This is a genomic window from Nocardiopsis sp. NPDC007018 (assembly GCF_040635075.1).
GTDB lineage: Bacteria > Actinomycetota > Actinomycetes > Streptosporangiales > Streptosporangiaceae > Nocardiopsis.
The window spans coordinates 123,885-147,427 of the sequence record NZ_JBEYHA010000005.1; the positions used below are offsets into that span (position 1 = coordinate 123,885).

Annotated in this window: 16 protein-coding genes; 13 read left to right on the forward strand and 3 right to left on the reverse strand. The window is 66.3% G+C overall.

Translation table 11 applies throughout. The features are described 5' to 3' along the window. The first annotated feature begins 112 nt into the window (after positions 1 to 112). The 7 genes from ABZ635_RS04250 (at position 113) to ABZ635_RS04280 (ending at position 11,895) form a co-directional block, all read left to right on the forward strand. Positions 113 to 1,138, forward strand: coding sequence for a hypothetical protein (locus ABZ635_RS04250; protein WP_357758654.1), 1,026 nt, complete (start codon positions 113 to 115; stop codon positions 1,136 to 1,138). Positions 1,139 to 1,140: 2 nt separating this feature from the next. Then, positions 1,141 to 1,812 (forward strand): hypothetical protein, encoded by a 672-nt coding sequence (locus ABZ635_RS04255; RefSeq protein WP_357758657.1) that lies wholly within the window; start codon positions 1,141 to 1,143, stop codon positions 1,810 to 1,812. Positions 1,813 to 1,853: 41 nt separating this feature from the next. Continuing rightward, positions 1,854 to 2,351 (forward strand): hypothetical protein, encoded by a 498-nt coding sequence (locus ABZ635_RS04260; protein ID WP_357758660.1) that lies wholly within the window; start codon positions 1,854 to 1,856, stop codon positions 2,349 to 2,351. Between the two features lie 78 nt (positions 2,352 to 2,429). Continuing rightward, positions 2,430 to 3,347, forward strand: coding sequence for an AAA family ATPase (locus ABZ635_RS04265; RefSeq protein ID WP_357758663.1), 918 nt, complete (start codon positions 2,430 to 2,432; stop codon positions 3,345 to 3,347). Between the two features lie 260 nt (positions 3,348 to 3,607). After that, positions 3,608 to 5,392: an AAA family ATPase gene (locus tag ABZ635_RS04270; RefSeq protein ID WP_357758665.1), complete on the forward strand. Its 1,785-nt coding sequence runs from the start codon at positions 3,608 to 3,610 to the stop codon at positions 5,390 to 5,392. Between the two features lie 149 nt (positions 5,393 to 5,541). After that, positions 5,542 to 7,863 carry a hypothetical protein gene (locus ABZ635_RS04275; RefSeq protein WP_357758668.1) on the forward strand — a complete coding sequence of 774 codons (2,322 nt, stop codon included), beginning with the start codon at positions 5,542 to 5,544 and terminating at the stop codon, positions 7,861 to 7,863. A gap of 30 nt (positions 7,864 to 7,893) precedes the next feature. After that, positions 7,894 to 11,895: a type IV secretory system conjugative DNA transfer family protein gene (locus tag ABZ635_RS04280; protein WP_357758671.1), complete on the forward strand. Its 4,002-nt coding sequence runs from the start codon at positions 7,894 to 7,896 to the stop codon at positions 11,893 to 11,895. A gap of 86 nt (positions 11,896 to 11,981) precedes the next feature. On the opposite strand, the gene ABZ635_RS04285 is transcribed toward ABZ635_RS04280, so the two are convergent. Next, the gene (locus ABZ635_RS04285; RefSeq protein ID WP_357758674.1) at positions 11,982 to 12,497 is read right to left on the reverse strand and encodes a VOC family protein; all 516 of its coding nucleotides are present in this window, start codon (positions 12,495 to 12,497) and stop codon (positions 11,982 to 11,984) included. Between the two features lie 458 nt (positions 12,498 to 12,955). Here ABZ635_RS04285 and ABZ635_RS04290 point away from each other — a divergent pair, with 458 nt between their 5' ends. The 5 genes from ABZ635_RS04290 (at position 12,956) to ABZ635_RS04310 (ending at position 19,132) form a co-directional block, all read left to right on the forward strand. Continuing rightward, a complete protein-coding gene (locus ABZ635_RS04290) occupies positions 12,956 to 13,600 on the forward strand; it encodes a hypothetical protein (RefSeq protein WP_357758677.1) in 645 nt (214 codons plus the stop codon). A gap of 518 nt (positions 13,601 to 14,118) precedes the next feature. Beyond that, a complete protein-coding gene (locus tag ABZ635_RS04295) occupies positions 14,119 to 16,476 on the forward strand; it encodes a type IV secretion system protein (RefSeq protein WP_357758680.1) in 2,358 nt (785 codons plus the stop codon). Between the two features lie 40 nt (positions 16,477 to 16,516). Further along, positions 16,517 to 17,185: a hypothetical protein gene (locus tag ABZ635_RS04300; protein WP_357758683.1), complete on the forward strand. Its 669-nt coding sequence runs from the start codon at positions 16,517 to 16,519 to the stop codon at positions 17,183 to 17,185. Positions 17,186 to 17,189: 4 nt separating this feature from the next. Then, entirely contained in the window at positions 17,190 to 18,368 is a 1,179-nt protein-coding gene (locus ABZ635_RS04305; RefSeq protein WP_357758686.1) for a bifunctional lytic transglycosylase/C40 family peptidase, read from the forward strand. Continuing rightward, the gene (locus tag ABZ635_RS04310) at positions 18,365 to 19,132 is read left to right on the forward strand and encodes a hypothetical protein (RefSeq protein ID WP_357758689.1); all 768 of its coding nucleotides are present in this window, start codon (positions 18,365 to 18,367) and stop codon (positions 19,130 to 19,132) included. Before ABZ635_RS04305 ends, ABZ635_RS04310 begins: the two co-directional genes overlap by 4 nt. 36 nt (positions 19,133 to 19,168) lie before the next feature. Here ABZ635_RS04310 and ABZ635_RS04315 read toward each other — a convergent pair whose 3' ends face one another. Beyond that, a complete protein-coding gene (locus ABZ635_RS04315) occupies positions 19,169 to 19,720 on the reverse strand; it encodes a thymidine kinase (RefSeq protein WP_357758692.1) in 552 nt (183 codons plus the stop codon). Positions 19,721 to 20,152: 432 nt separating this feature from the next. Here ABZ635_RS04315 and ABZ635_RS04320 point away from each other — a divergent pair, with 432 nt between their 5' ends. Further along, complete coding sequence (locus ABZ635_RS04320) at positions 20,153 to 21,052, forward strand: ion transporter (protein WP_357758694.1); 900 nt, start codon at positions 20,153 to 20,155, stop codon at positions 21,050 to 21,052. 39 nt (positions 21,053 to 21,091) lie between these two features. On the opposite strand, the gene helR is transcribed toward ABZ635_RS04320, so the two are convergent. Next, the gene (gene helR / locus ABZ635_RS04325) at positions 21,092 to 23,269 is read right to left on the reverse strand and encodes an RNA polymerase recycling motor ATPase HelR (RefSeq protein WP_357758772.1); all 2,178 of its coding nucleotides are present in this window, start codon (positions 23,267 to 23,269) and stop codon (positions 21,092 to 21,094) included. Positions 23,270 to 23,543: the final 274 nt, after the last annotated feature.

A 23,543-nucleotide genomic window follows, 5' to 3' on the forward strand; every position in this document is an offset into this window, starting at 1 on the left:
GGTATGACTCCGTGTCAGGAGCACAACAGTGATCACTAGTGTGTGTACACAGATCCAGTTGTTCTTTTCATGAGGGATAAGCCCTCGTTGTCACATAAGGGAGGAGGTCAACGTGGCCGCTCGCAAACGCGAACCCGAAGAACCCGAACGCCGTCCGTTGTTCTTCTTGGACACGACTGGTAAATCCGACCAGGACTCGGACCCGGCCTCCCCCGGCGAGCGGGACGAGGACTCTTCGGCTGGTGGTTCGGGGGCCGGTGGCAGACGGCTGCTGGCGCGCATCGCCTACTGGTCCGGAACCGGTCTGGGGCTCTTGGGCGGGCTCGTCCTGATCGTCGCCGCGGGGGCGATCAGTTCCTATCACCAGAGTCTGTTGGAGGAGCAGGCGCAGGACGGGTTCGAGGCTCAGCGGAACACCACGGCGGCCCAGCAGGGGCTGGAGGACCTTCCGACCCGTGTCGAAGCCGAGCGATGGTTGGAGCAGGCCACCACGGTCAGCTCCGGCATCGCCGAGACACAGAACACCTTTCTGGAACACTCCGGACCGCTGTCGTTGGACGGTCTCCCAACAGAGACCCCGGGCAGAGGGGACACCGATGACTGCGTCTCCTACCTGGATGAAAGGCCCGATGAGCCCCGTGAGTACACCAACGCGGAGCTCACCACCTGCGCTCAGGGATTGCGTCAAGAGGCAGTCAGAGGGCTGGACCGGCAGCTGATACCGCATTTCGCCCCGCAGGTGCGTGACGACAACGGGTTCAACGCGGTGAGCCAGTGGCACGCCGAGGTTCCGGCTCTCGACGAGCTGGACGAGGGTTCCTCGATGAGCGACTTCTCCTGGAGCGTTCACGAGGCGCGGGTCTTCGAACGGGACGGGCTGATCCCCGTGGTCTGGACCCTGACCGACGAGGACACGGGGCAGATGGTGGCGTGGTTGCACGGCACCTACGACCCGGTCGTCAAGAAGTTCGAACGTATGGTGCTGGGCACGGTCACGCCGGGCGATGCGGAAGAGGGCACCGAGACTGCGGGTGACGACGAGGGCGGTGACGCCGCCACGGACGACGAACCGGGTACGGACGTCGGGAGTCCCGGTGACGTTGATGGTGGCACTGAGGATGAGGGAGGGGACGACTAGCGATGAGCCTGGCCGAACTGGAGGCTTACGAGCGCGAGCGTGAGCTTCGCCGCCGACGGGTGCGTCTCGTCCTGTCCTGGACTCCCTTGGGCTTGGCAGCTCTGCTGTTGGCATCCGGAGGCGTCGCCGTGTGGATTGCCTCGTCCGGACACGAAGAGGACCGCGCCCAGGTCGCCGTCCTGGTGGAGGAACTCGTAGAGGAGGCCGACCATGCTCAGTCCGAGCTGCACGTCAACTGGGTCGAGTCCTTGGAGAGTTCCTCGACGGTGCGCGTCGAGCGTGTTCAGGAGGACACCGAACGCGTGCACGAACTGCTCCTCTCGGCGCTGGAGGACGGTGGGGCCGTTCCGCTCGACCCGACGGTCCCGGAGGAGGAAGAGACCCTCGCCGCCTTCCAGGACCTTGCCGATAGGGGGGTTCCCCGATTGGGCTCAGGCGCCCAGGCCAGTCTGGGGGCGTTCGAGCCGGTGGTGGTCGGAGCCGAGAGCGCCAGCTATTCCTACTTCGCCTACGTTGACGTCTTCGACGCCGGTGAGGTCGAGGAAGCCGCGGAAGAGGACGATGAGGAGGCGTCGGCACGTGCGACTCTGTCGGTGGCTTGGAAGACCGACTACGCGGGTGTGATCACCCAACTCGACGTCCAGTGGGCCGACCAGGTTCCCGAAGAATCCTGACCTGACTTGACCTGCCCACACTCATCCCCGGGAGAACACCCATGAGCCCCGCCCCACTCACGGGCAAGAAGAAGGCGGAGTCCGCTGCGACCGCATCGGCCAAGCGTGAGAGGAAGCGCTTGGCTCGGAAGCAGCCTGAACAACGCGCGGCCGCCTCCCAACAGGAGAGGAAGGACGCGGTGAAGCTCCCCTTGGGAGCCCGCGTCCGTGCCCGTTTCGGCGAGTCCGGGACTCGGTCACTGCTCTGGGGCATCCGTGCCGCTCTGGTGTTCGGTGTGGCCCTGCTCAGCTATGTGGGTGCCATGTTCGTCGCCGTGACCGTGGTGCCCAACGTCTTCCTGGTCGTTTCGTCCGGAACAGGTGTTGGTCCCGCCTCGCCTTTCGAGATGCAGATGGCGTACTGGCTGTCGCCCAGTCTGTTCCTCATCGGTCTGATCTTCGTCCTGGTGCTGGTCGCGGTGCGCTGGCTCTGGCGCGCACAGCGCCGTGTGGCCGAGAGGGCCAGGCGAGCCCTTCTGGGCGAGGTCGGCGACCAGTAGGTCCGCGGCCCCGTTAGTTCGTCCGCCAAGAGTTTCCCCGTTCCCTGAACCCCCGTTCCGAGAGCAGGAGTTTCCCCTGTGAAGACCGCACCCCTGAAGTTCACCGACCCCTGGCTGCACCGCCTGGCGCACAGTGACAAGGTACGCACCCAGGCCCTGCGCGCCTTTCCCTGTGACATCTCCGTGCGTATGGAGGTGGTGGCGATCCTCCACCACGGAACCGACCTGAACCACCGTCCCTATCTGCACCTGCGGGGACAGATCATCCGGGTGCTCCCGGATTTCCCTCTGCCCTTCGGTATCACCGAACTGCCCTATCGTTCCGGTTCCGAACCGACCTTCGACGCCTTCTACGAGTTCGACACCGAGCAGTTGAGCGAGCTGGTCCGCAAGGGCTACTTCGGTCCCCGGTTCCGGGTACCCGAGTCCATGATCGGCATCGTGTGGGAGCTGCCCGCCGTGACCGACTTCCTCGTGGTCTCGCCGGAGGGCCCGGAACATCCACCCGTCGTGTTCGCCGGTGTGCGCGACCAGAACAGCGCCGAACTCGACGAAGAGGGCAGCGGGTACACCCTCGCCGAGTACTTCCCCGATTTCACGGCCGAGAACTCGGCGCAGGAGGCGGTGGAGAGCCGACCCGTGGTCCCCACGCGCTCGGAGCAGATCGACGACCTCTTCGCCGGAGAGGAGGATCTGAACGAGTTCCCCAGAGGCCAGGAGGGGGTCGACCGGTACGCCCCGGCCTCGGTGCGAAGCGCGGCGGGGCAGGTTCCGAAGAGCGTGTTCGACCAGGTGCTGGAGGAAGTGGAGGCCCAGCGCCAGGGGGGCGTCGGGGAACCCGGGGTGGACTACGCACCGAACAGCCCTGAGGCACTTCGGGAGCGGGTGAGGGGCGCGCTGCCCGACCAGTACCGGACCGTCCCGTCCCGTGCGGTGCCACACGCGGCCCAGGGAGACGGTGACGACGACGGCGGCTTTTTGGACCTGGACGACTAGGGGCGTGGAGTCGCCCGGCCTGGAAGGCTCGGGGCGATCCCGATTCACCGCCTTTCTCTTTCATCTTTCGCCGAGGGCCCCGGGGTGCCTTGAAGGGGAACGGCGTGTTCACGACACGCTATTTATGGTCATCTCATAACCAGCCTTCTGGATTGTCCTGCTTGTGGCGCCGCATGCTAGAATCACGATGATTTATGGGCATGAATTGAGTGGAATCGAGACGAAGTCGTAACACTCTCGTCCACAAAAGGTGGTATTGGTTGTTCACCCGCTCCGATGGCTCCTTCGATGACGGGCTCAACGAGCTCTATCCGAAGCTGGCCAAGTTCAGTGACCCCCTGAAGCCCGCAGAGCGCGAGATCGTCGGCCGTGAACGCGAGATCTCCCAGCTCATGGCCGCGATGGCTCGGCCTGAACTGTGCAACGCACTCCTGCTGGCCCCTCCGGGGTCGGGAAAGACGGCCCTGGTCCAGGCCGCGATGTCGGCGGACACCAAGCGTCTCTACCTCGAAGTCGACCTGGCGCGGATGATCGCGGGCCTGAGCACCCCCGACGAAATGGCGGCGCTCCTCAAGGGCCTGTTCGACGAGGCCGAAGTGTTCTGCATCGAGGAACAGGTCGAACTCGTACTCTTCATCGACGAGTTCCACCAGGTGGTGCAGCTCAGCGCGGCCTCGGTCGAGGCATTGAAGCCGGTGCTCGCGGCCTCGGGAGCGCGCGGTATCCGGGTCATCGCGGCCACCACGTTCGACGAGTTCCACAAGTACGTGGCCCCGAACCAGCCGCTCATGGAGCGCCTCCAGCGCATCAACGTGAACCCGCCCGACCAGAGCACCACGGTCAGGATTCTCAAGGGGATGGCCCGGCGCTACGGCGTGGAGAACCAGTTCTACGACGACCATCTCTTCGAGCTGATCTACGAGTACACCAACAGGTACATACCGGCCTCGACCCAGCCGCGTAAGTCCATCCTCGTGCTCGACTCGATGGTGGGCTGGCACCGGTACAGCGGGCGCCCGATGGACCGCGCCCTCCTGGCCGATGTCCTCATGGAGTCGACCAACGTCAACGTGGCTTTCAGCGTCGACGCGGTGCGCATCAAGCAACAACTCGACAGCGCGGTCTTCTCCCAGGACTTCGCGACGAGTGTGGTCGCCAAGAGGTTGCAGCTGTGCGTCGCGGACCTCAACGACAAGACCAAACCGATGTCCTCCTTCCTCCTCACCGGTTCGACCGGTACGGGAAAGACGGAGCTCACCAAACAGCTCGCGAAACTGCTGTTCGGTGACGACCAACGACACCTCGTCCGCTTCGACATGTCCGAGTTCGCCCGGGAGGAGTCCCTGGACCTGTTCCGTTCGGAACTGACCAAGCGGGTGTGGGACATGGGCCACGCCGTCCTGCTCTTCGACGAGATCGAGAAGGCCGCCTCCGCGATCACCCGTGTGCTCCTCCAGGTGCTCGACGACGGCAGGCTGACCAACGACAACGGTCGTCAGGTGTCGTTCCTGAACACCTACATCGTGCTCACCACCAACGCGGGCTCGGAGATCTACGAGACCATCGCCCAGTACAACGAGGACGACACCGGTTCGGGCAAGGAACTGGTCGAGAAGATGAAGGAGATCCGCCGCTCCATCTCCACGACCCAGGGCGACAACAAGTTCCCGCCCGAACTGCTGGGCCGTATCGACGCGATCGTCCCCTTCCAGCCGCTCTCGCGTGAGACCCAGCGCAAGATCGTCAAGAACAAGCTGCGCCAGATGCGCCGCGAGGTCATGGTCAAGCACGGTGTCAGGGTCGAGATCGCCGAACGGGTGCTCCAGTACCTGATCGACGACCACGCCGACACCGATTCGAACGCGGGTGGAGCGCGAGCGGCGATCGCGAAGATGACCGACGAGGTCACCATTTCCCTCGCGGCCTTCATCAACGCCCACCCCAATGAACGGGTCCTGCGCGTGGACGTGCGAGGAACGATGCGTAGCGAGAACAAGGCGCTGCGCAAGAGCGACTCCTACGTGGAGGTGACGGCCGCCCGCTAGGGACAGCGGGATCAGGCTGATCACGCCCCGGAGAGTTCTGTCGGCGACGTGCCGAGAGCGCGAGAATTCAGCGACGGCATGACCGAATGGCAAGCCGTAACACGAAACCAGTTCGACATTCAACGGTACGAATAGGAGAGGATGTGCCGATGGGATTCATGGACAACATGCGGCAGCAGGGGGCAGGCGACGGCACGTCCTCTGACCCTGCGGAGGCGGCCGTCCCCCAGAGCGGAGACGGCAAGAAGCGCCGCAAGCGCAGAAAGCCCGAGGAGATGCTGGCCAGCGTGGTCCGGGAGACCACGGTCAACGCCGCCGTCGACCTGCTCAGACAGAACGCGCCCTTCGCCCTGCCGGGAAACAACTCCTGGGCGGCGCTGGCCCTGCCCGTGGCCAACATCGGTGGGCTGAGCAAGAAGCAGCAGAAGGACGAGGCCAAGGGCTCGCTCATCGAGCTCATCAACCACGACCTCATCCAGGCGGTCACCACCAGGCTCCTCCTCGACGAAGAGGTCCTGGGCATCATCCCCACCCCCCAGACGCTCGAGCGAATGGAGGAGTACTCCCTCCTCACGAACGCCACGTACTTCTGGATGGTGCTGAGCCCCAACCAGGACGGCACCGACCTGGTGGTCAACCCGGTCAACGACAAGACGGCCAGTTACGCCGACGCGGTGGCCGTCGCCAACGGCAGTCGCCCGCTCTCCGAGTTCCTGCCGCACGTGTGGGCCTGGACGAGCGTCATCGACACCCCCGCCGCCCCGCAGAGTCCCCCGAACCCCGCCGCTAACCCCACCCCATCGCCCTCCCCGTACTCTCCCTCGCCGTCCGCGTACGCCCCCCCGGCGTCCCCGGAACCGACGGAGGCGGCCCCCGTCTACCACGGCACGCCCGCTCCCGTTGGTCGCAGCCCCTTCCCCGACGCCGAACCGCCCGAGGACGACGAGGGCGCCGCGGCCCCCGACGGCGACATCTCCGCGGGGAGCGAAGGTTCACTGATGTTCAGCGAAGAGACCGACGACGTGCTCGACGAGAACCAGGCATCGGATCGTGACGACTTCGAGGACGACGCACTGAACGCCTTCGACGGCTTCGAGGAGGAGTACGAGGAGGCGCACGGGACAGCGGAGGAAACCGAAGCGGAGCCTGGCGGTGACTCCGCCATCTGGGAGGAGTACGCGGAGCACAACCGGGACCGGGAGTTCACGGAGGACGAGGTGCGGGAGACCATCGCCCGCCGGTTCCTCTCCAGCGACCTGGACCTCGCGGTCGCCCTCGACGAGTTCGAGGCCACCTTCGACACCGAGGCCCCGACCGTCCTGCTGGAGCTGGACCACAACGTCGCGGACAAGCCCACCGACTGGCTCGGTGAGCAGGTGCACCAGTTGGCCCGACAGGCCAACGCCGAACTCGCCAAGCTCCACCGCAACCACCGCGAGGAACTGCGCAAGCTCTTCGTGGAGACCATGGGCCTGCACGCGGAGTCGGTCATGCGGGAGGTGGACGAGCACCGGGAAGGCGCGGTCTACCAAAGACTCGCCGCCGCCGCCGAACAGGAGTTCAGGGAGCTCAAGACCCGGGCGGCCGAGGACATCAGCGCCCAGCGGGCGGAGATCAGCCGCAGGTACGAAGCCGACGCCGACAGTCGGGCGGAGGTCGCGGCGGCCCAGGCACGGCAGGTCTTCTGGGATCGGTCCCGGCCCGAGTTCGAGCGCAGGATCGCCGATGTCGCCCTGGAGGTCGAGCGCCGCAACGAGGAACGCTACACCCAGCGCCGCCAGCTGGTACTGGAGATGCGCCGCAGGGACGCGCACACGCGGATGCAGTTGGGCACCACGCGCGCCTTCCAGCTCCTGGCCGAGCGCGAGGCCGTTCAGCGCGCGACCGAGATGGACCTCCTCGAGCGATGGAACACCAAGCTCACCCGCTATATCGACGAGAACCGCAAGCAGGACATCGCCCGCGCCGACGCTCTCGCCGCGCAACTCCAGCTGGACAACAGCATCGAGAGGATTCAGTCCGCGAACACCCAGCGGACCACGGAACTCAAGGCCGAACACGAGGCCCAGATCCGCAGGCTCAGGAGCGAGCTGAACGCGGTGACCGCCGAACTGGAGCGCACCCGTGAGAAGGCCGAGGCGCGGATGCTCGAACGTGAGCGCGAGTGGCAGCACAAGGCCGAGACGAACAACCAGATGTACTCCGGCCTGGCCGAGCGGACCCGCGGTCTCACGGACACCATGCACCAGGAGTACACCAATCAGCTGATGGCGGTGAACCGCGCGAACCAGGCCAGCATCGAAGAGCTGAACCGAGCCAACCAGGTCCAGCGGCGCGCCAACAAGATCCTCTTCGTGCTCATGGCGGTCTTCGCGCTCGCGGCCATCGGCGTGGGCGTCATCGTCGGCTGGTGGATCAGCTACAACACCTTCGGCGGCAGCGCGATGGTCCTCCCGATCTGGTTCGACTAGGCAGCCGCTCGCATCAAGGAAAGGCGCACCATGGCCAGGAGGTCTAGCCCCAAAGCGGGTGCTTGGGACAAGCTCTCCTCACAGAAGACCGAGGACACGCTCGCCAACCGCAACGTCTACGAGTCCCAACAGCTCGACCGCACCAGGATCACACGGCAGCGGTCCCGCACGACACGTACGGTCCTCGCCGTGCTGGCGGGCGCTCTCGTGACCGCCCTGCTGTGGGCCATCTGGTCCCTGGGCCAACAGGCGGTGGCCGCCGTGGCCGCCTCGTTCAGCGAGCCCGAGGTCCCCGTCTTCGTCGAGCAGGAAAGGCCCTCGCCCACCCGGTTCTGCTACCGGCTCCTGGACGAGTCCGGCGAGCCGATGGCCGACCATCCGTGCTACGACACCGAGGCCGAGGCCCTGGAGGAGACACCCCAGTGGGTGTTCGACGACATCTCGGCGCAGCAGGCCGAGCTCGACGCGGCACGCGCGGACCAGCCCGACACGTACGGGGGCTGGTTCCTCCTCCTCGACGGGACCAAACTGGGCGTCAGCCTCGGCGGGGGCCTGATCACGTTCGCCCTCTCCTACATGCTGCTCATGCGCAACCGGGACTCCCAGAACCTGCTGCACGACACCAGCGACATCAACCAGTACCACGGTGACCAGCACATCGCCCTGCCGCAGGAGATCGTGCGTAAGTTCGACTGGTTCCCCGACGTCGGCGCGCACTCCGCGGTGCAGCCCAACTCGATGATCAGCCACGTCATGATGACCAACAAGGGCCTCAAACAGGTCCCGGTCGCCCAGCGCGCCACGAAGGACGTCCTCGACTCCGACGGGGACGTCGAGTACCTCAAGGGCGAGATCCTGCTGGACGACGACGATCGGGCGATCACCAAGAAGAAGCCGCTCATCGACGAGAGGTTCGGCGACGAGCTGTTCGAGGCCTCGGGCCTGCCGAAGGACAGGTCGCTCCGCAAGAGGTTCGACACCACCGGCATCCCCTACAACCCCGACGGCAAGGACCGCGAGAAACTCGGGAAGTACAAGACCGTCGCGGACATGATCAACGACGACTGGATCTTCCCCGAGTACGAGGTGCAGCGCCCCGCCGGCGCCTACATCGTGGACACCGCCCCGGTGAACACCATGGTGCTGGCCATCACCCGGGCCGGTAAGGGCCAGACCTACATCGAACCGATGGTCGACATGTGGTTGCGGGAGAAGCGCCCCAACAACATGGTCATCAACGACCCCAAGGGTGAGCTGCTGGTCAAGCACTACGTGCGTGCCACCATGCGCGGCTTCCAGGTGGTGCAGTTCAACCTCATCAACGCCATGAAGACGGACATCTACAACCCGCTCGGCATGGCGGCGGAGGCGGCACGCGAGGGTGACTCCACCAAGTGCGCGATGTACATCGAGAACATCGCCGACGTCTTCTTCCCCCTCGACGGCGGCGAGGACCCGGTCTGGCCCAACGCCGCCAACAACGCCTTCAAGCGCGCCGCCTACGGCCTCATCGACTACTACCTGGAAGAGGAGCGCGAGCTCCGCGACTACGCCGCCCGGGTGAAGATGGACCCCAAGGTCCTGGAGACCAAGCTCGACGAGCGATGGGGAAAGGTCACCCTGTACAACTGCTACCAGCTGTTCGTGCAGCTCTCGGCGAAGAAGGTGAAGAACCCGGTCACCGCGGTCGAGGAGAAGGCGCAGAACGGCGAGTACGGCAGCCCGGACGACGGCACCTTCCGCGAGGACGAGGCCGTCGCCGAGATGGAGGAGGCCCAGCGCCGGGAGTTCCTGTGGGAGGGCAAGGAGGAGCTGGACATGCTCACCCTGTTCTTCAACGCCACCAACGGGCTTCCCACCAACTCGATGCGCACCCTGGTGGGCAACGCGGACAACGCGCTGCGCGCCATGGGCGCGGCCGAGAAGATGCTCGCCTCCGTGTACGGAATCGCGATCACCGCGATGAGCTTCTTCACCGACCCGACGATCTCCACGCTCACCTCCGGCACGCCCAGCCAGAACACCGACCTGGGCGGCCTGAGCTTCCCCCGGCGCATGGGTGTGCGGTTCGCGAGCAACTACCTCAAGCGCGACCACCTGACCGGTGCGCAGGCCAGGTGGGACGCCTACGCCGACGCCGGGTTCACGGAGCCGCTGGGCGAGGAGTTCGAGCACGACGACATCGTCTCCCGCGAGGGGTGGGCCCGCTTCTACTTCCAGGGCAAGTTCCCCGAAGACGTCGCCCACGTGCGGCTGCGACTGCTGAACCCGCAGACCGGCATGCTGATCCGTACCTTCTACTTCCGGTACACGAAGGACTACCAGACCTCGCTCAACGGCAGGTTCTTCATCACCGACCCGGTGACCGACCAGAAGATCGTGCGCAACGGCATCCTGGTGGAGCTCAAGCGTGGCGACGACGGCTCGTACGCGCCGGGGCAGACCACGTTCCCGCAGGTGCGTCTGACCAACATCACCGGTGACCTCCCCCAGAAGGAGACGGGCCAGGCCAACGCCATCATCAACACGATGGTGCGCTACTCGGAGCAGCCCAAGGCGGTCTTCCTCGTGACCCCGCCGCACCTGATGAAGTACGCCAAGCTGATCCTGATCCTGATCAAGCAGCTCGTCGACCTCAACTTCGACAAGTCGTACATGACCAAGGAGAACCAGAAGCCGCTCTACAAGACCCGGTTCATGCTCGACGAGCTGGGCAACCTCCAGTCCGAGGGGCACGGCATCTCCGGGTTCGAGACCATGCTCTCCATCGGTCTGGGCCAGGACCAGCAGTTCACACTCATCCTCCAGACCCTCCAACAGCTGCGCGAGGTCTACGGCGAGAGTGTGGACAAGATCGTGCAGGGCAACACCTCCAACATCGTTTTCCTCAAGAGCACCGACGACTCGATGTTGGAGACGCTGGAGAAGATGTCCGGCAAGCGCCACACCACCTACATGGACTCCAAGACCGTGACCCAGGACAAGGGTCACCTGGTCAAGGCGTTGAGCGTGGAGGGCAAGGTCTCCTACACCATGGCGACCAAGGAGGAGCCGGTCATCAGCTACAACGACCTGGCCTTCATCTCCGAGCGGAACTCGATCGTGTTCCGTGCGGGGGACTCACCCGTGTGGAACCGCAACGAGATGATCCTGCCGATGAGCTGGCGCCTGTTCAAGGACACGATCGTGCACCCGGGCCACGACTACACGCTCCAGACCATCCCCACCCTGTCCAGCGCGCTCGACTTCGACGTACGGATGAACCAGCCCGACTTCGAGGCGATGCTGGCCAAGCGCATGCAGCAGGCCGAACTGGCCGTGGCGTGCCGTGAGAAGTACCAGAAGGCGCACGGGCTGTCCGCCCTGGACGTCTCCCGGCTGGACCCGGACACCTACGCCAACGAGGTCATGGAGCTGGTGGACGCCGCCCGTGGCGAGGAGTACGCCGAGGAGCAGGGCATGAGCAGCTCCGAGGAGGTCAACCCCGAGGACATCCAGGACGACGCCGACCTGGACGACCTCGACTGGGAGTTCGACGAGGCCCTCCAACGGCTCGTCGACGTCCAGCAGTCGCGGATGGACGAGTTCCGCACCCCGCGGTTCGCGGACCGGCGGGTCAGCAGGGACATGCTGGTCAACTTCTCCTCGGACCCGGAACGCCCGCACGCGGGCGCGCTGGACGGCACCCTGGACAGTCAGATCATCGAGGCGTACAAGATGGCCCGGACCGCCATGGAGAAGGACGGTGTCCACTTCTCGGTGGGCCACGACGGTGCCCTGCGCAGCGCGGACGGCCTACGGGTCTACATCTCCCGCCAGGACGAATCGGACGCGATGCGGAGGCTTCAGCACGCCAGCGAGAGCGGCCACGAGCGCGTGTACGCCGAAGACCCCGGGCAGCTGGCCGACCTGCACGGGTTCCGGGTCCACGGGGCGTTCTACGAGTTCCTCGCGGAGCGCGACAACTGGCTGGACCTGGCCCGGGGCGAGTTCGACCGGGCGATGGCCCACGCGATGCGCGACGGCGAGTAGTCGCAGGGCGAGGGGTTCAGGGGGCGCGGCCGACCGGCCGCGCCCCCTCGCTGTGTGGATTCCGGGTCAGGTTTCCGGCCCGGGGCTCAGGCTCCGGGGGCCTCCGGGAGGTCGAAGCCGGACTCCCCGAGGTAGGCGGCCTCGGCGCTGCGCGGGTCGAACGGGCGGGCCGCGGTCATGATCACCCGGGTGTTCTCCGGGGTGGTGACCTCGACCTCGACCGTGCCCCACGGCATCTGCCGGGGGCCCTGGGTGGAACCGGGACGCAGCTTCTCGCACGCGGCCACGATGGCGTCGACCTGGCTCAGGAGGCAGGAGAAGGTCACGCTCGACGCCGGAGCCTCGCCGGGACGCTCGCCCGGCACCAGGAGGACGTCCTGGAACGCCCAGCGCCGCAGGTGGGTGACCTGGCCGGGCACGGTGAAGAAGTCGAAGAAGCCGAGCCCCTCGGCCCAGAACTCCAAGGAGGCCGCCAGGTCGCTGGTCGGCGCGGTCACGAACATGGGCATGCCGTAGACCCCCCTGAAGAGCTCCGGGGGCGCGGTGTCGGGCCCCGGCTGAGGTACGGGGCTGATGCTGAAGGCGGGGAAGTTCTCGCTCATGGGTCCAGCGTGCGGCCTCACGCCGCGTGAGGGTCAACCCGCCTCGTTCGCCGGGCCGAGGAGCGGGGCGGTGAGCATCCCCGCGCGATACACGCCGGGTGCTTCCGCCCAGTGGTGGCGTCCCGGCCGTGTTCACGCGGAGGTGATGGTCGGGCCCGGGTGTCGGTACCCAACGACCACAGCGTTTCTGCCCCTCAGTTTCCAGCGGAGGAATTCCTGGGGGCGCGACGGGAATGTGAGATTCCCGCGGGACTCCTCTCGGAATCGGAAAGGCGGAGTTCAGTGTGGGTGTGCCGGGCGCCGGGTGCGTTCGCCTTCCATGGAGATCCGGTGTGAACCATTCGGGATTCGGGGGGAATCGGAAGCCTGGTACGGGGTTTCGATAGGCTCTCCACGCCTGTGGTGACGAGAGTGGCGCAGGTTCCCCCGAAGTCGAAGAACGAAAGTGCGATCGCCCGATGAAGAACGTCAAGATCACGAGAACCCCCGCCCTCACCGCTGTGGGCGCGACCGCCGTGCTCGCCCTGACCGCGTGCTCGGGGTCGGAGGGCTTCGACTTCACGGAGCACCTTGCGGAGGCGCCCGCCAGCATCGAGTTCAGCGTTCCGGCCGATCTCGCCGAACTGAACGAGAACTACCTCGACAACCGTTTCTACGACGCCATCACCCTGACCGCCGTGGAATCCGAGGACCCGTCGATGTGCGCCGTGGAGTACCGCTACGACTTCGCCAAGGAGGGTCTGGACCGCCTCCTGGAGATCGCGGAGAACTCGGAGGACGTCCGCGACGGCGAGTACACGCTGGAAGAGCAGATGGGCTTCCTCCTGACCCACGTGAAGACGAGCGCGGAACGGACCACCGTGGAGGAGGGCTACGGCTCCGCGGTGGTCGACGTGGACTGCGCCTCGTCGCCGCGTGACGACGACTCCACCGTTCGCGTGTCCCTCGCCTACCACAACCAGGAGGAGGACACCCGCAGCAGCATCGCCAGCGCCGAGGTCAGCGTGATGCGGGGAGCGGGCAAGGACGGCGAGCTGTACATTCACGAGTTCAAGACCCCGGGTTGGCAGGTGGACTCCAACGGCAACTGGATCGCCGACTAGGCCTCGCCGAAGAGGTGCACCGGACGGAGAGCGGGGGGAGGGGAAGCGGGGGGTAGGGGCGGCCCTCCGTTTCGGTCCTTCTCCAATAGGGACTGCGGGTTCCACGGAAGCGTGAAGTGGAACTGAGTCTCAGTCCGCTTGATTGTTGTTTGTCTGCTTCTGGGTGCGAAGGGAGCTGTGACGCCCCTCATAGTGCGTCTCGGGTGAGTACATTGTGTCCTCGTGGTTTTTGGGCGTTACGGACCGCCCCATGCGCCTCCTACCTGCGGAAATGAGGAGAGTATCCCCAATGGGGGCTGTGTCTGCGACCTGTTCCCGGGGGTCGACCGAAAAACCGGTCGCGTTGCAGCCATCTCCCGACCCGGTGATGACGCACCATAGAGGATGGGGTAAAGACATGCGGGGGCCTTGTGGCCACGACGGTCGGGCGCCGGACGGTGCGTGGCGTACGCACGGCCGGGAGGCCCCGGTGTCTGCCAACGATTCCCCGCCCGAACCACGACGCAGGAGCTCAGCAGATGAGGCATCAGCACGTCCACCGGCGGGGTTGGCGACGCATCCTGATGACGTTCCTGGTGTTGTGCGGACTCATCCTCGTCCCGCTGAGCTCCGCGCAGGCGAACCCGATGTGCCCGGGCAACCCGGCGCCCCTCCCCGAGTCCGCGGGCAGCGGCTCGGACGGCCTCCTGGTCCCCCCGCAGTCCCAGTCGGCGATCGAGGGATCGCCTGACGGACTACCCCCCGACGCCAGTATGTACGGCCAGTACGGCACCGCGGGGCAGCAGTGGCACATGATCACCGAGTCCTGCGTGGACAAGATGGGACTGGGCGCTCAGGCCACCATCGCGAACTCCGCTTGGGACCTCTCCAAGACCATCAACCAGTCCACCATCACCGTCTACCAGGCGGCCACGTCGGACGGGCTCCTCTCCAGTTTCACTAGCACGGTTGAAAGCGTGATCGTTGCTTTGAGAGAGGGCGTCTGGCGGCCCCTGATCCCGACTATTGTGATCCTGGGAGCGATTTGGCTAGGTTGGTATGGCCTGGTTAGAAAGCGGATGACTCTCACGTTGGAGTCTTCTGTCTGGATGGTTGTCGCGACTGCGCTTGGTATGTGGATACTTGTTAATCCGAGCCAAGTTATGGGTCTAGGGAGCTCGCTCGTGAATTCCGGCACTCAACTGGTGACGAGTGCTGTTGGTCAGGTTCCCTATGGCGCCAACGCGGTTTCCTGTCCAGTTGGCGCGGCTCCTCCAGAAAAGGCGTCCTGGGAATCAGAGTCCGACTTTCAGGTTCGTAGAAATGCCGACATGATGTGGTCGAGTCTGGTGTGTCAGCCATGGATGGCGGGGCAGTTTGGCAATGATGACATGGCTATCAATGCAGCGGAGCTGCATGCGGAGGATCTGCTTGCAGCTCAGGCAATTAGCAGGATAGAACAACAGCAGATATCAGATGGTGAAGTCGATGCTTCTGCATTGGTCTCTGACAAGCAGGAGAGCTACCAGGCGATTTCTTCAGATGTCCAAGAAAACTACCCGAGTGTTTACCCTCTTTTTGCGGGAGACGATCAGGGTGGTCGAATGGGAGTGGCGACCCTGGCTTTGTTCGCCTCCATTTTCGCAGGCGGACTGATCTTGGCGGGGTCCGTGGCGCTCATTGTCCTGAAGATCGCTTTCATGCTGCTCTTTATGTTGGCTCCGATCTTTCTTTTGATTGGCATTCACCCTGGCTATGGGCGTATGGTGCTCCTGCGGTGGGTGGAGCTCATGGTGGGGTTCCTACTCAAGCAGATCTTCGTGGTTCTGCTGATCGCCCTTCTGGTGATGAGCTATGGGCTGGTGATGTCCACCCCCTTGGGCTGGGGCCTCCAGATGATCCTGCTGGCTCTGTTCACGCTGGCCCTGTTCGTCTACCGGAAGACCTTCGCCTACCTCTTCTCCTCGGTGAACGCCAACACGTTCACCTCGCGGATCGTTGGCGACGCGGCTCGGAGCCAGGCCCTGGACAAGAGCGCCATGGTGCTTCCCCCGGTGGCCTACCTCAAGGCACAGAACTGGGGTCGTCAACGCGGCGGGATGATCGCCGGTGCGGCCGCCGGGGTCCCGGCGGGCGGCGGGGTCCCCGCTGGTGCCGCCGACACCGCTGAGGAGGTCACCGACGGCGGGAACACGCGAGCCGACGGAGCGCGCGTCCGTGGCGCCGCCGGGTACGGGCGGGTCAGGGGCAATGACAACGCGCCGCCGCTCAACGTCAGCCGTGGTGGCGGAACCGGAGCCCCACGTCCGACAGCCGGTGCCCGTAGCGGAGAACAGGCCCCGAGCCTTTCCGGAAACGGCGGTCCGAGTTCGGCCGGGAGCGGTGGCGGCGGAAGCGGTGGCGGAACGATTCCGCCCCGGCCTGCCGGAGGCTACACGGGGACCGGCGACAGCGGTTGGGCGGCCGTCTTCGGCACGGGTGGCGGCGGTGGCGGATCGAACCGTAACGACGGAGGGGGCTCGGACCACCGCTCCGGTGGCGGTTCGTTCGGGGGCGGATCGGTCAACTCCCGCGCGGCCAGCGCCGAACGTCCCGAACCCAGTACTGGTCGCGGCATCTTCAACGGCCGTGAGGACACCCCGGCCAAGGGGAACCTCGGTAACCGGGGATCGCGGTGGGGCGGCCCGAAGGAGAAGCGCGAGCGTCCCGCTCCCCAGCGACCGGCTAGCCCGGCCCCCGCGGACCGGGGCAGGCGCGGAGACGGAGAGGGAGGCTGGCTGTCCGGTTCGGGCCGGAAGAAGGACAACGCCCCCATCACCCCCTTCTGGGGAGAGAGCGGTTCCTCCGGCGCGCGGGACCGCAAGCGTGACGTCCCCTTCTGGCTGAACGACGACTAGTGAACCGCTCGCTGAACAGACGACAAGGCAGTCCAGCACCATGCCCAACCCTCTCCCCGAACGCACCCAGAGACTGGTCGTCGTCGGCCTGATCGCCGCCCTCGCCGGTTTCGGCATCTACTTCAGCCTCGCCGGGTTCGGGGATGACCGAACCGAGGAGGCTGCGGCCCCGCCGCGCGATCCCGCCACGGCGCGAGAGGAGCCGCCCTCCTCTGATCCGGGCGCACTGGCCACCGTCGCCCCGAGCCCGATCCCGACCACGGCCGCAGAGGACCTGGACGTGTTGGGCTGGTTCCCCTTCTCGGAGGAGGAGTTCCAGGCGGCGGGGGCCACGGCCCAGGGCTTCGCCGAGGCCTACGGGACCATCGACTACGCACAGGACCCCGAGGTCTACTACGCCGTCATGGAGGCGTTGGCGACCGAGGAGTACGCCGAGGTGTTGTCCGACGTGAACCGGGCTGGAGCCTTCTGGGCCGAGATGAGCGAGGCCGAGGCGGTGGCTGAGGGACGTGCCGAGGTTCGGGAGATCCGGACCTTCGGTGCCGATTCGGTCACCTTCGTCGTCACCGCCCAGTCGATCACCGAGACCAGGAACGACGAGTTCGACGAGGACCTGGGCGACTTCGCGGTCACCGTGGTCCGTGAGCGGGGGACTTGGGCGGTCTTCGACTTCCAGCCCGCTGACGCCGGGCAGTTCGGGGAGGAGTGACCACGTGATCTCCGCCCTCCGCACGGCCGCTCCCGACGCGCGCACCGGTTCCTGTCTGACCAGGGTCGCGGTGCTGGCGGCCGTCGGTGTGGCCGGGCTGGTCTTCCTGACGCTCATGGTCATCCCGGCGCTCACCAACAACACACAGGTGGGTTCCTGGTTGGCCTCCGGCGTGGTCTGCGCGCCCAACGCGGACGCCGCCCAGCCGGACAGCAGCGCCTACGCGATGGACACCATTCCGGAGAACTACCTGGAGCTGTACCAGGAGGCGGGGGAGGACCGCGGGGTCCCGTGGAACATCCTCGCCGGGATCGGGCAGGTGGAGTCCCACCACGGGCGCTGGGACGGTCCGGGCATCACCGAGGGCCACAACGACTGGGGGGCCTCCGGGCCCATGCAGTTCGGTTCACTGGACGGGTCGGCCGCAGGGAACAGTTGGGGCGGCGAACCGATCCAGCCCGTGGAGGAACGGCCGGAGCTGGGGTACGGGGTGGACGGCAACGGAGACGGAGTCGTCAACGTCTACGACCCGGCCGACGCCATTCCTGCCGCCGCGGACTACCTTCTCGCGCACGGCCTGGAGGACGACGTCAGGCAGGCGATCTTCGGGTACAACCGCGCCTGGTGGTACGTGGACGACGTCCTGGAGTGGGCGGAACGCTACGCCGACGGCGACTTCGACACCTCCGACTCCATCCGGACCGCCGTGCTGTGCGAACTCGACGAGGACGGGGTGCCCATCGGTCGGGCACCAGACGAACTGACCCAGGCGGTCGTGGACTGGGCCCTCGACCAGCGCGGAAAGCCGTACATCTGGGGTGGGACCGGTCCGGACGGATACGACTGTTCGGGGCTCACCATGAAGGCCTACGAAAGCATCGGAGTGACCGTTCCGCGGGTCTCCCAGGACCAGTGGACCTTCGGCCCGGAGATTCCCCAAGGCGAGGAACAACCGGGTGACCTGGTGTTCTTTGACGTCAGCCGCGCGGGGGAGCCCCCGGGGCCGGGACATATGGGAATGGTGATCGGTGACGGGTTGATGGTCGAGGCCTGGTGTACCAACTGTGGGCCGATCGCGGTGCGCGAGTACGATGACCCCAATCGAGCGGACATCACCGGGTTCACCCGTCCGCTGGAGCACCCCGAAGTGAAGGCTCAGCTGGAGGCACAGGCGCAACCGTGACAAACAGCGAGGAAAGGGAAGACCAGAGCAGGAGGCCTGCGAAGAAGGGGTTGCACGGCTGGAAGGCGGCACTCGCGGTCTTCGGGTGCGGGACGCTTGCGGCCTTCGGTGTCTTCGGCGTGATCGTCGGCGTTTTGGGTCTCGTATTGAGTGCGGCTTCCGGCGGCACCTCGGGAAGTGTCGGTCCGGTTCCTGGCGCGGATCAGAGTGTCAAGCCGCGGGAAGAATTCCTGGAGGATAAATTCGATCTTTGTGGTAGTACATTGCGTACAATTCCTGATATAAATTTGACCTATGAGCATGTTGCTGGCCAATATCAGGATTCCTCTGTTGAGGGGGGTGCGCCAAGGGATGGAAGCCTTGTGCGAGCTGATTCCTGCGGGGGGCAAGTTACTCCCATGGGGTCCCATCTCAACCCTTGGGAGTTCGAGTTCTCCTATCGAGCCATCATTTTCTCCCCCGAGGGGGATCGGGATGCTCTAGCTGAAGCAGATCTCGCAGATCTTCGTGCCGAAGTCGAAGAATCCGATCTTGTGATCTCGGATTCGGGCGCTGGAAGCCTTGGCGATGAATCGTATTATTACTATGGTGCTGTTGATGGGGTTCCGGGTAATTCCTATGTCATCCTTGTGAGGCAGCGTAGTGCTACGTATGCCATCCATATGACTTCGGTTGATGACGTTTCGGTGGAAGCTTTTGCTGGTGAAGCTCGTAAGTTTGGTCCGCAGCTGAGAATCACGTTAGTAAACAGAATTCCAAAGTAGCTCTATGCTGGATCTGTCGATTGGTTTGGTACTGCTCTAGGCCACGCCGGCCATGAAGTGGTGGCGGCACAGGGTCGTGTATGACTCGTTTCCGCCGATGTGGACCTGTTCGCCCTCGTAGATCATGACCCCGTCGACCACGCGGGCGTTGTGCGTCGCGCGGTTCCCGCACCAGCAGCGCGCGTAGACGGGCAGGATCTCTATCTTGTCGGCCAGCTCGACCAGCCGTTTCGACCCGGGGAAGAGTACGCCCTGGAAGTCGGTCAGGATGCCGTAGCAGTACACGTCGATGCCCATGCCGTCGACGACGCCCGCGAGCTGCCCCACCTGCTTGAACGACAGGAACTGGGCCTCGTCGCAGATGACGTAGGAGGCCTTGCGGTCGGCGACGTCGTCGTACAGGTCCAGGGTGTCGCCGACCTCGACCGCCGGTGAGGTCAGGCCCAGACGCGAGGAGATGATGCCCGAGCCCGCGCGGTCCTGTTTGGTGTACAGCACGCCCTCGCCGCCGCGGGAGTGGTGCTCCTGGAGGGCCATGGTGCTCTTGCCCGAGTTCATCGAACCGGTGAAGTACTTCAGCTCCGCCATGTCTCTTCCTCGGTCGCGGGCGCCGCTTGGGGGAGGCCGGGCTGTCACCGGGCCGTCAGCGAAGATACCAGCGGGGGGCGGGGCCGGTCCCATCCTGAGGGGTCTTCACCTGCCTGGTCGGGCTGAGGGGGAGGTGCGGGGAGGAGGGGCGGTCGCCCGGTTGCGGTGTGGTGCGGTCGGGGAAGGGGGCGGCCCGAAACCGGTGGGTGCGTCGTGTGGGAAGTCGCACGTGTGCTGTTCCGTTCGGATCGGCCGGGTGCGTGCGTCGTGATCCGCTGGTTGCTGGTCCCCGGGGTCTCGCGGGCCCGGGTTCTCCTCGCGGCCGGGTGTCGCGTTCGAGGGTGACGCGCTGGGAAGCGACCGAAACACCTTCGATATATTTGGGCGCGTCTTGTGCTCATTCAAGGCGCGGGTGTGAGGGGGAATGTGGCGTTGCGGCGGGATCAGGTCACCCAGTTGGTGGAAAGCCGTTGGTTCGCCAACGTCATGCTTGCCGTGATTCTGGGCAATGCCGTGATATTGGGCTGGGCGACATATGGGGATTCCGCCCTTCCGTATCTCGAAGCCGTGGAACGGTTCGTGGTCGGTGTCTTCGTTGTCGAGATGGTCCTCAAGCTGTACGCGTGGCGGGGGGCCTTCTGGCGCGACGGCTGGAACTGGTTCGACATCGCCGTGGTCGTGATCTCCCTCGTCCCGGCGACCGGGCCGTTCGCGGTGCTGCGCATCCTCCGGGTGCTGCGCGTGCTGCGGGTGATCACCGCCGTGCCCCAGATGCGCCAGATCATCGGGGCGCTCTTCAGAGCGGTTCCCGGCATGGGCACGGTCATCGGGCTTCTGCTCATCGTCGTCTACACCTCCGCGATCCTCGCGCAGCAGATGTTCGGCGAGGAGGTCCCGGAGTTCTTCGGCGACCTCGGCGTCACCCTGTACACGATGTTCCTGCTCATGACCACGGAGAACTGGCCGGACGTCTCCGACGCGGTCCTGGAGCACCACCCGCACGCGTGGATCTTCTTCGTCGTCTACATCGTGCTCACCGCGTTCATCATCCTGAACCTGGTGATCGGTGTGATCGTCACGTCGATGGAGGCGGAGTTCAGCAAGGGCCGGTGGGAGGAGGACCAGGAACTGGAGCTGGTCCAGCACAACGCGGTCATGGACCGTCTGGCCGAGCTGAGCGACCAGGTCCGCCGACTGGAGGGCAGGCTCCGCGACCAGGAGGACGGTGAAGGGCCCGGTGAGGGGGACCGGGTGGCGGCCGCGGTGGGTGAGGCCCCCGCGGACGGAGACGACACCCACCCCGGTCCCGGGTCCGGCGGCGGGGCGGTCTGAGCGCTCCGCCGCCTCAGGACCCGGCCCGTGCCGCCCCTGTCATCCGGACAGCACGACCAGGGTCCGGGTCGCGCGCGTCATCGCCACGTACCGGTCCACCGCCCCTTCCACGCCGTCGCCGAAGCGTTCGGGAGCGACCAGCACCACCAGGTCGAACTCCAGACCCTTGGCGAGCGCCGGGGTCAGTGAACGTACGCGCGGGGTGTCCCCGAACGCGGGATCGCCGATCACGCACGCGGTTCCCTCCGCGTTCTCGGCCAGCCAGGCCTCCAGGACCGCGTCCCGCTCCGAGACCGCCCCGTACCGGACGGGCACACCGCTGGCGCGGACGGAGGTCGGGACGTTGGCGTCCGGCAGCACGGAGCGGATCACCGGCTCGGCCTCCGCCATGACCTCCTCCGGTGTCCGGTAGTTCACGCTCAGGGAGGCCAGGGCGATCCGGTCGAACCCCACCCGGGCCAGGCGCCGCTCCCACGTCTCGGCCCCGCCCAGGGCGTCCGTGAATCCGCGCCGTGCCTGGGCGCGGTCGCCGACGACGGTGAAGCTCCGGGACGGGCAGCGCGACAGCAGCATGCGCCACTCGGCGTCGGTCAGTTCCTGGGCCTCGTCCACCACGATGTGCGCGAACGGTCCGGCGAGCGGGTCGGAGTCGGAGCCGGGAAGCCCGTCCTCGTCGATGAGCGCCTCCTGGAGGTCCCGGTGGCGCAGCATCGTCACCAGCCCCTCGCCGTCGTCGTCGGCCGCCATCAGGTTGTCGATCACGGAGGACCGGCGCTCGTGCTCGGCGGCGGCGGAGGCCGCCCGGCGGCGCCGGTGCCCGGCGGCCCTCGGGTCGCCGAGCCGCCGCCGTGCCGCGTCGAGGAGGGGCAGGTCGGACACGGTCCAGGCCTGGGCGTCCTCGCGTTGGAGCGCCCGGATCTGGTGGGCGTCCTGCTGGGGTGCGCACAGTCGCAGGTAGGCGGGGACGCTCCACAGGTCGCCGACGAGGTCGGTGGGTTCCAGCAGCGGCCAGGCCCGGTGCAGGACGCCGATCAGGTCGCCGTCGCGGGACAGGACCGCTCGGAGCGCTTCGGGGGTGACCTCGTCCTCGTACCGTTCGGGGAGCCGCTCGGCGAGGATCTCGGCGAGTTCGTCGAGGATGTGTTCGCGGGCGTCGTTGTGTGCGACGCCCGGGTCCAGCGAGCCGAACGCCTCCGCCCAGTCCGCCGGTTCCAGGGAGAGGTCGCCCCAGGGGGTGGAGACCTCGGTCGCCTGTTCGGGGGGCCGTTCGTAGAACCGCGCGGCCGGTTCGATCGCGCGCACCAGGTCCACGGACTCCTTCAGCCGCGCGGCCTCCGGATCGGTTTCGGTCCTGGCGGTGCTACGCCCCTCCGGCACGAGGTCCCGCACCGTGCAGGTCTGGACGCCCTCCTCCCCGAGGCTGGGCAGGACGTCCGCGACGTAAGCCAGGTACGGCTGGTGGGGGCCGACGAACAGCACCCCGCCCCTGCGGTGGCCCAGGCGGGAGTCGGAGTAGAGCAGGTGCGCGGTGCGGTGCAGAGCCACCACGGTCTTGCCGGTACCGGGGCCACCGTCGACGACGAGGGCGCCCTCGGCCCCGGCCCGGATGACCGCGTCCTGGTCGGCCTGGATGGTGCTCAGCACGTCGCGCATCCGGCTGGACCTGTGGGCTCCGAGGCTGGCGATGAAGGCGGACTGGTCGTCGAGCGCCGCGTGGCCCTCGAAGCCGTCCTCGGTGAAGACCTCGTCCCAGTAGTCGCTGACGCGGCCGAGGCGCCAGCGGTACCTGCGGCGGCTGGCCAGGCCCATCGGGCGGGCGTGGGTGGCCGCGAAGAAGGGTTCCGCGGCGGGGGAGCGCCAGTCGATGAGCAGGCGGCGGCCCTCCTCGTCGGTGAGCCCGAGCCGACCGACGTAGACGGGGGTGGGGTCGTCCTCTCCGACCATGCGGCCCAGACACAGGTCGGAGCCGAACCTGCGCAGGGTGCGCAGCCGGGCGGACATCCGGTGTACCTCCATGTCACGGTCCAGGACCTCGCGGACCTTTCCGGTGGGTGCCCTGCGTCGTTCGTCGAGCCGGGCGGAGAGGTCGTCGATTGACCGCCGGAGGCTCTCGCGGATGGTCGTGAGGTGACGATCGTCGTCGGCGACCAGGGCCGGGTCGGCTTTGGGAGAGTGGGGGTCGGATAGCTCAAAAACGCTGCTGGCCTGCGAGTTCACAACATCCCCCGTGTCGTTGGTTCTGCTCACGGTCGACCATTGTGAGGGGCGAGGGGGGGTCTTGCGGCAAGCCCTGGGGTGAGCTATAAGTTGAAAGTGGCGGGAGGTGTCCTGAATCGCCGTGACCCCCTGCCCCTTCTCTGTCGTCCTCCGCCGGTGTCCGGCGTGGCAGGACGACTCCCCACGGTGAACCGCCCGTCCCCGACGTTTCCCGAGCCGACGTGTCGGTCCCGCGGCCCGTGGGGGAGGGGCGCCGCACGGCGTGTCCGATTGG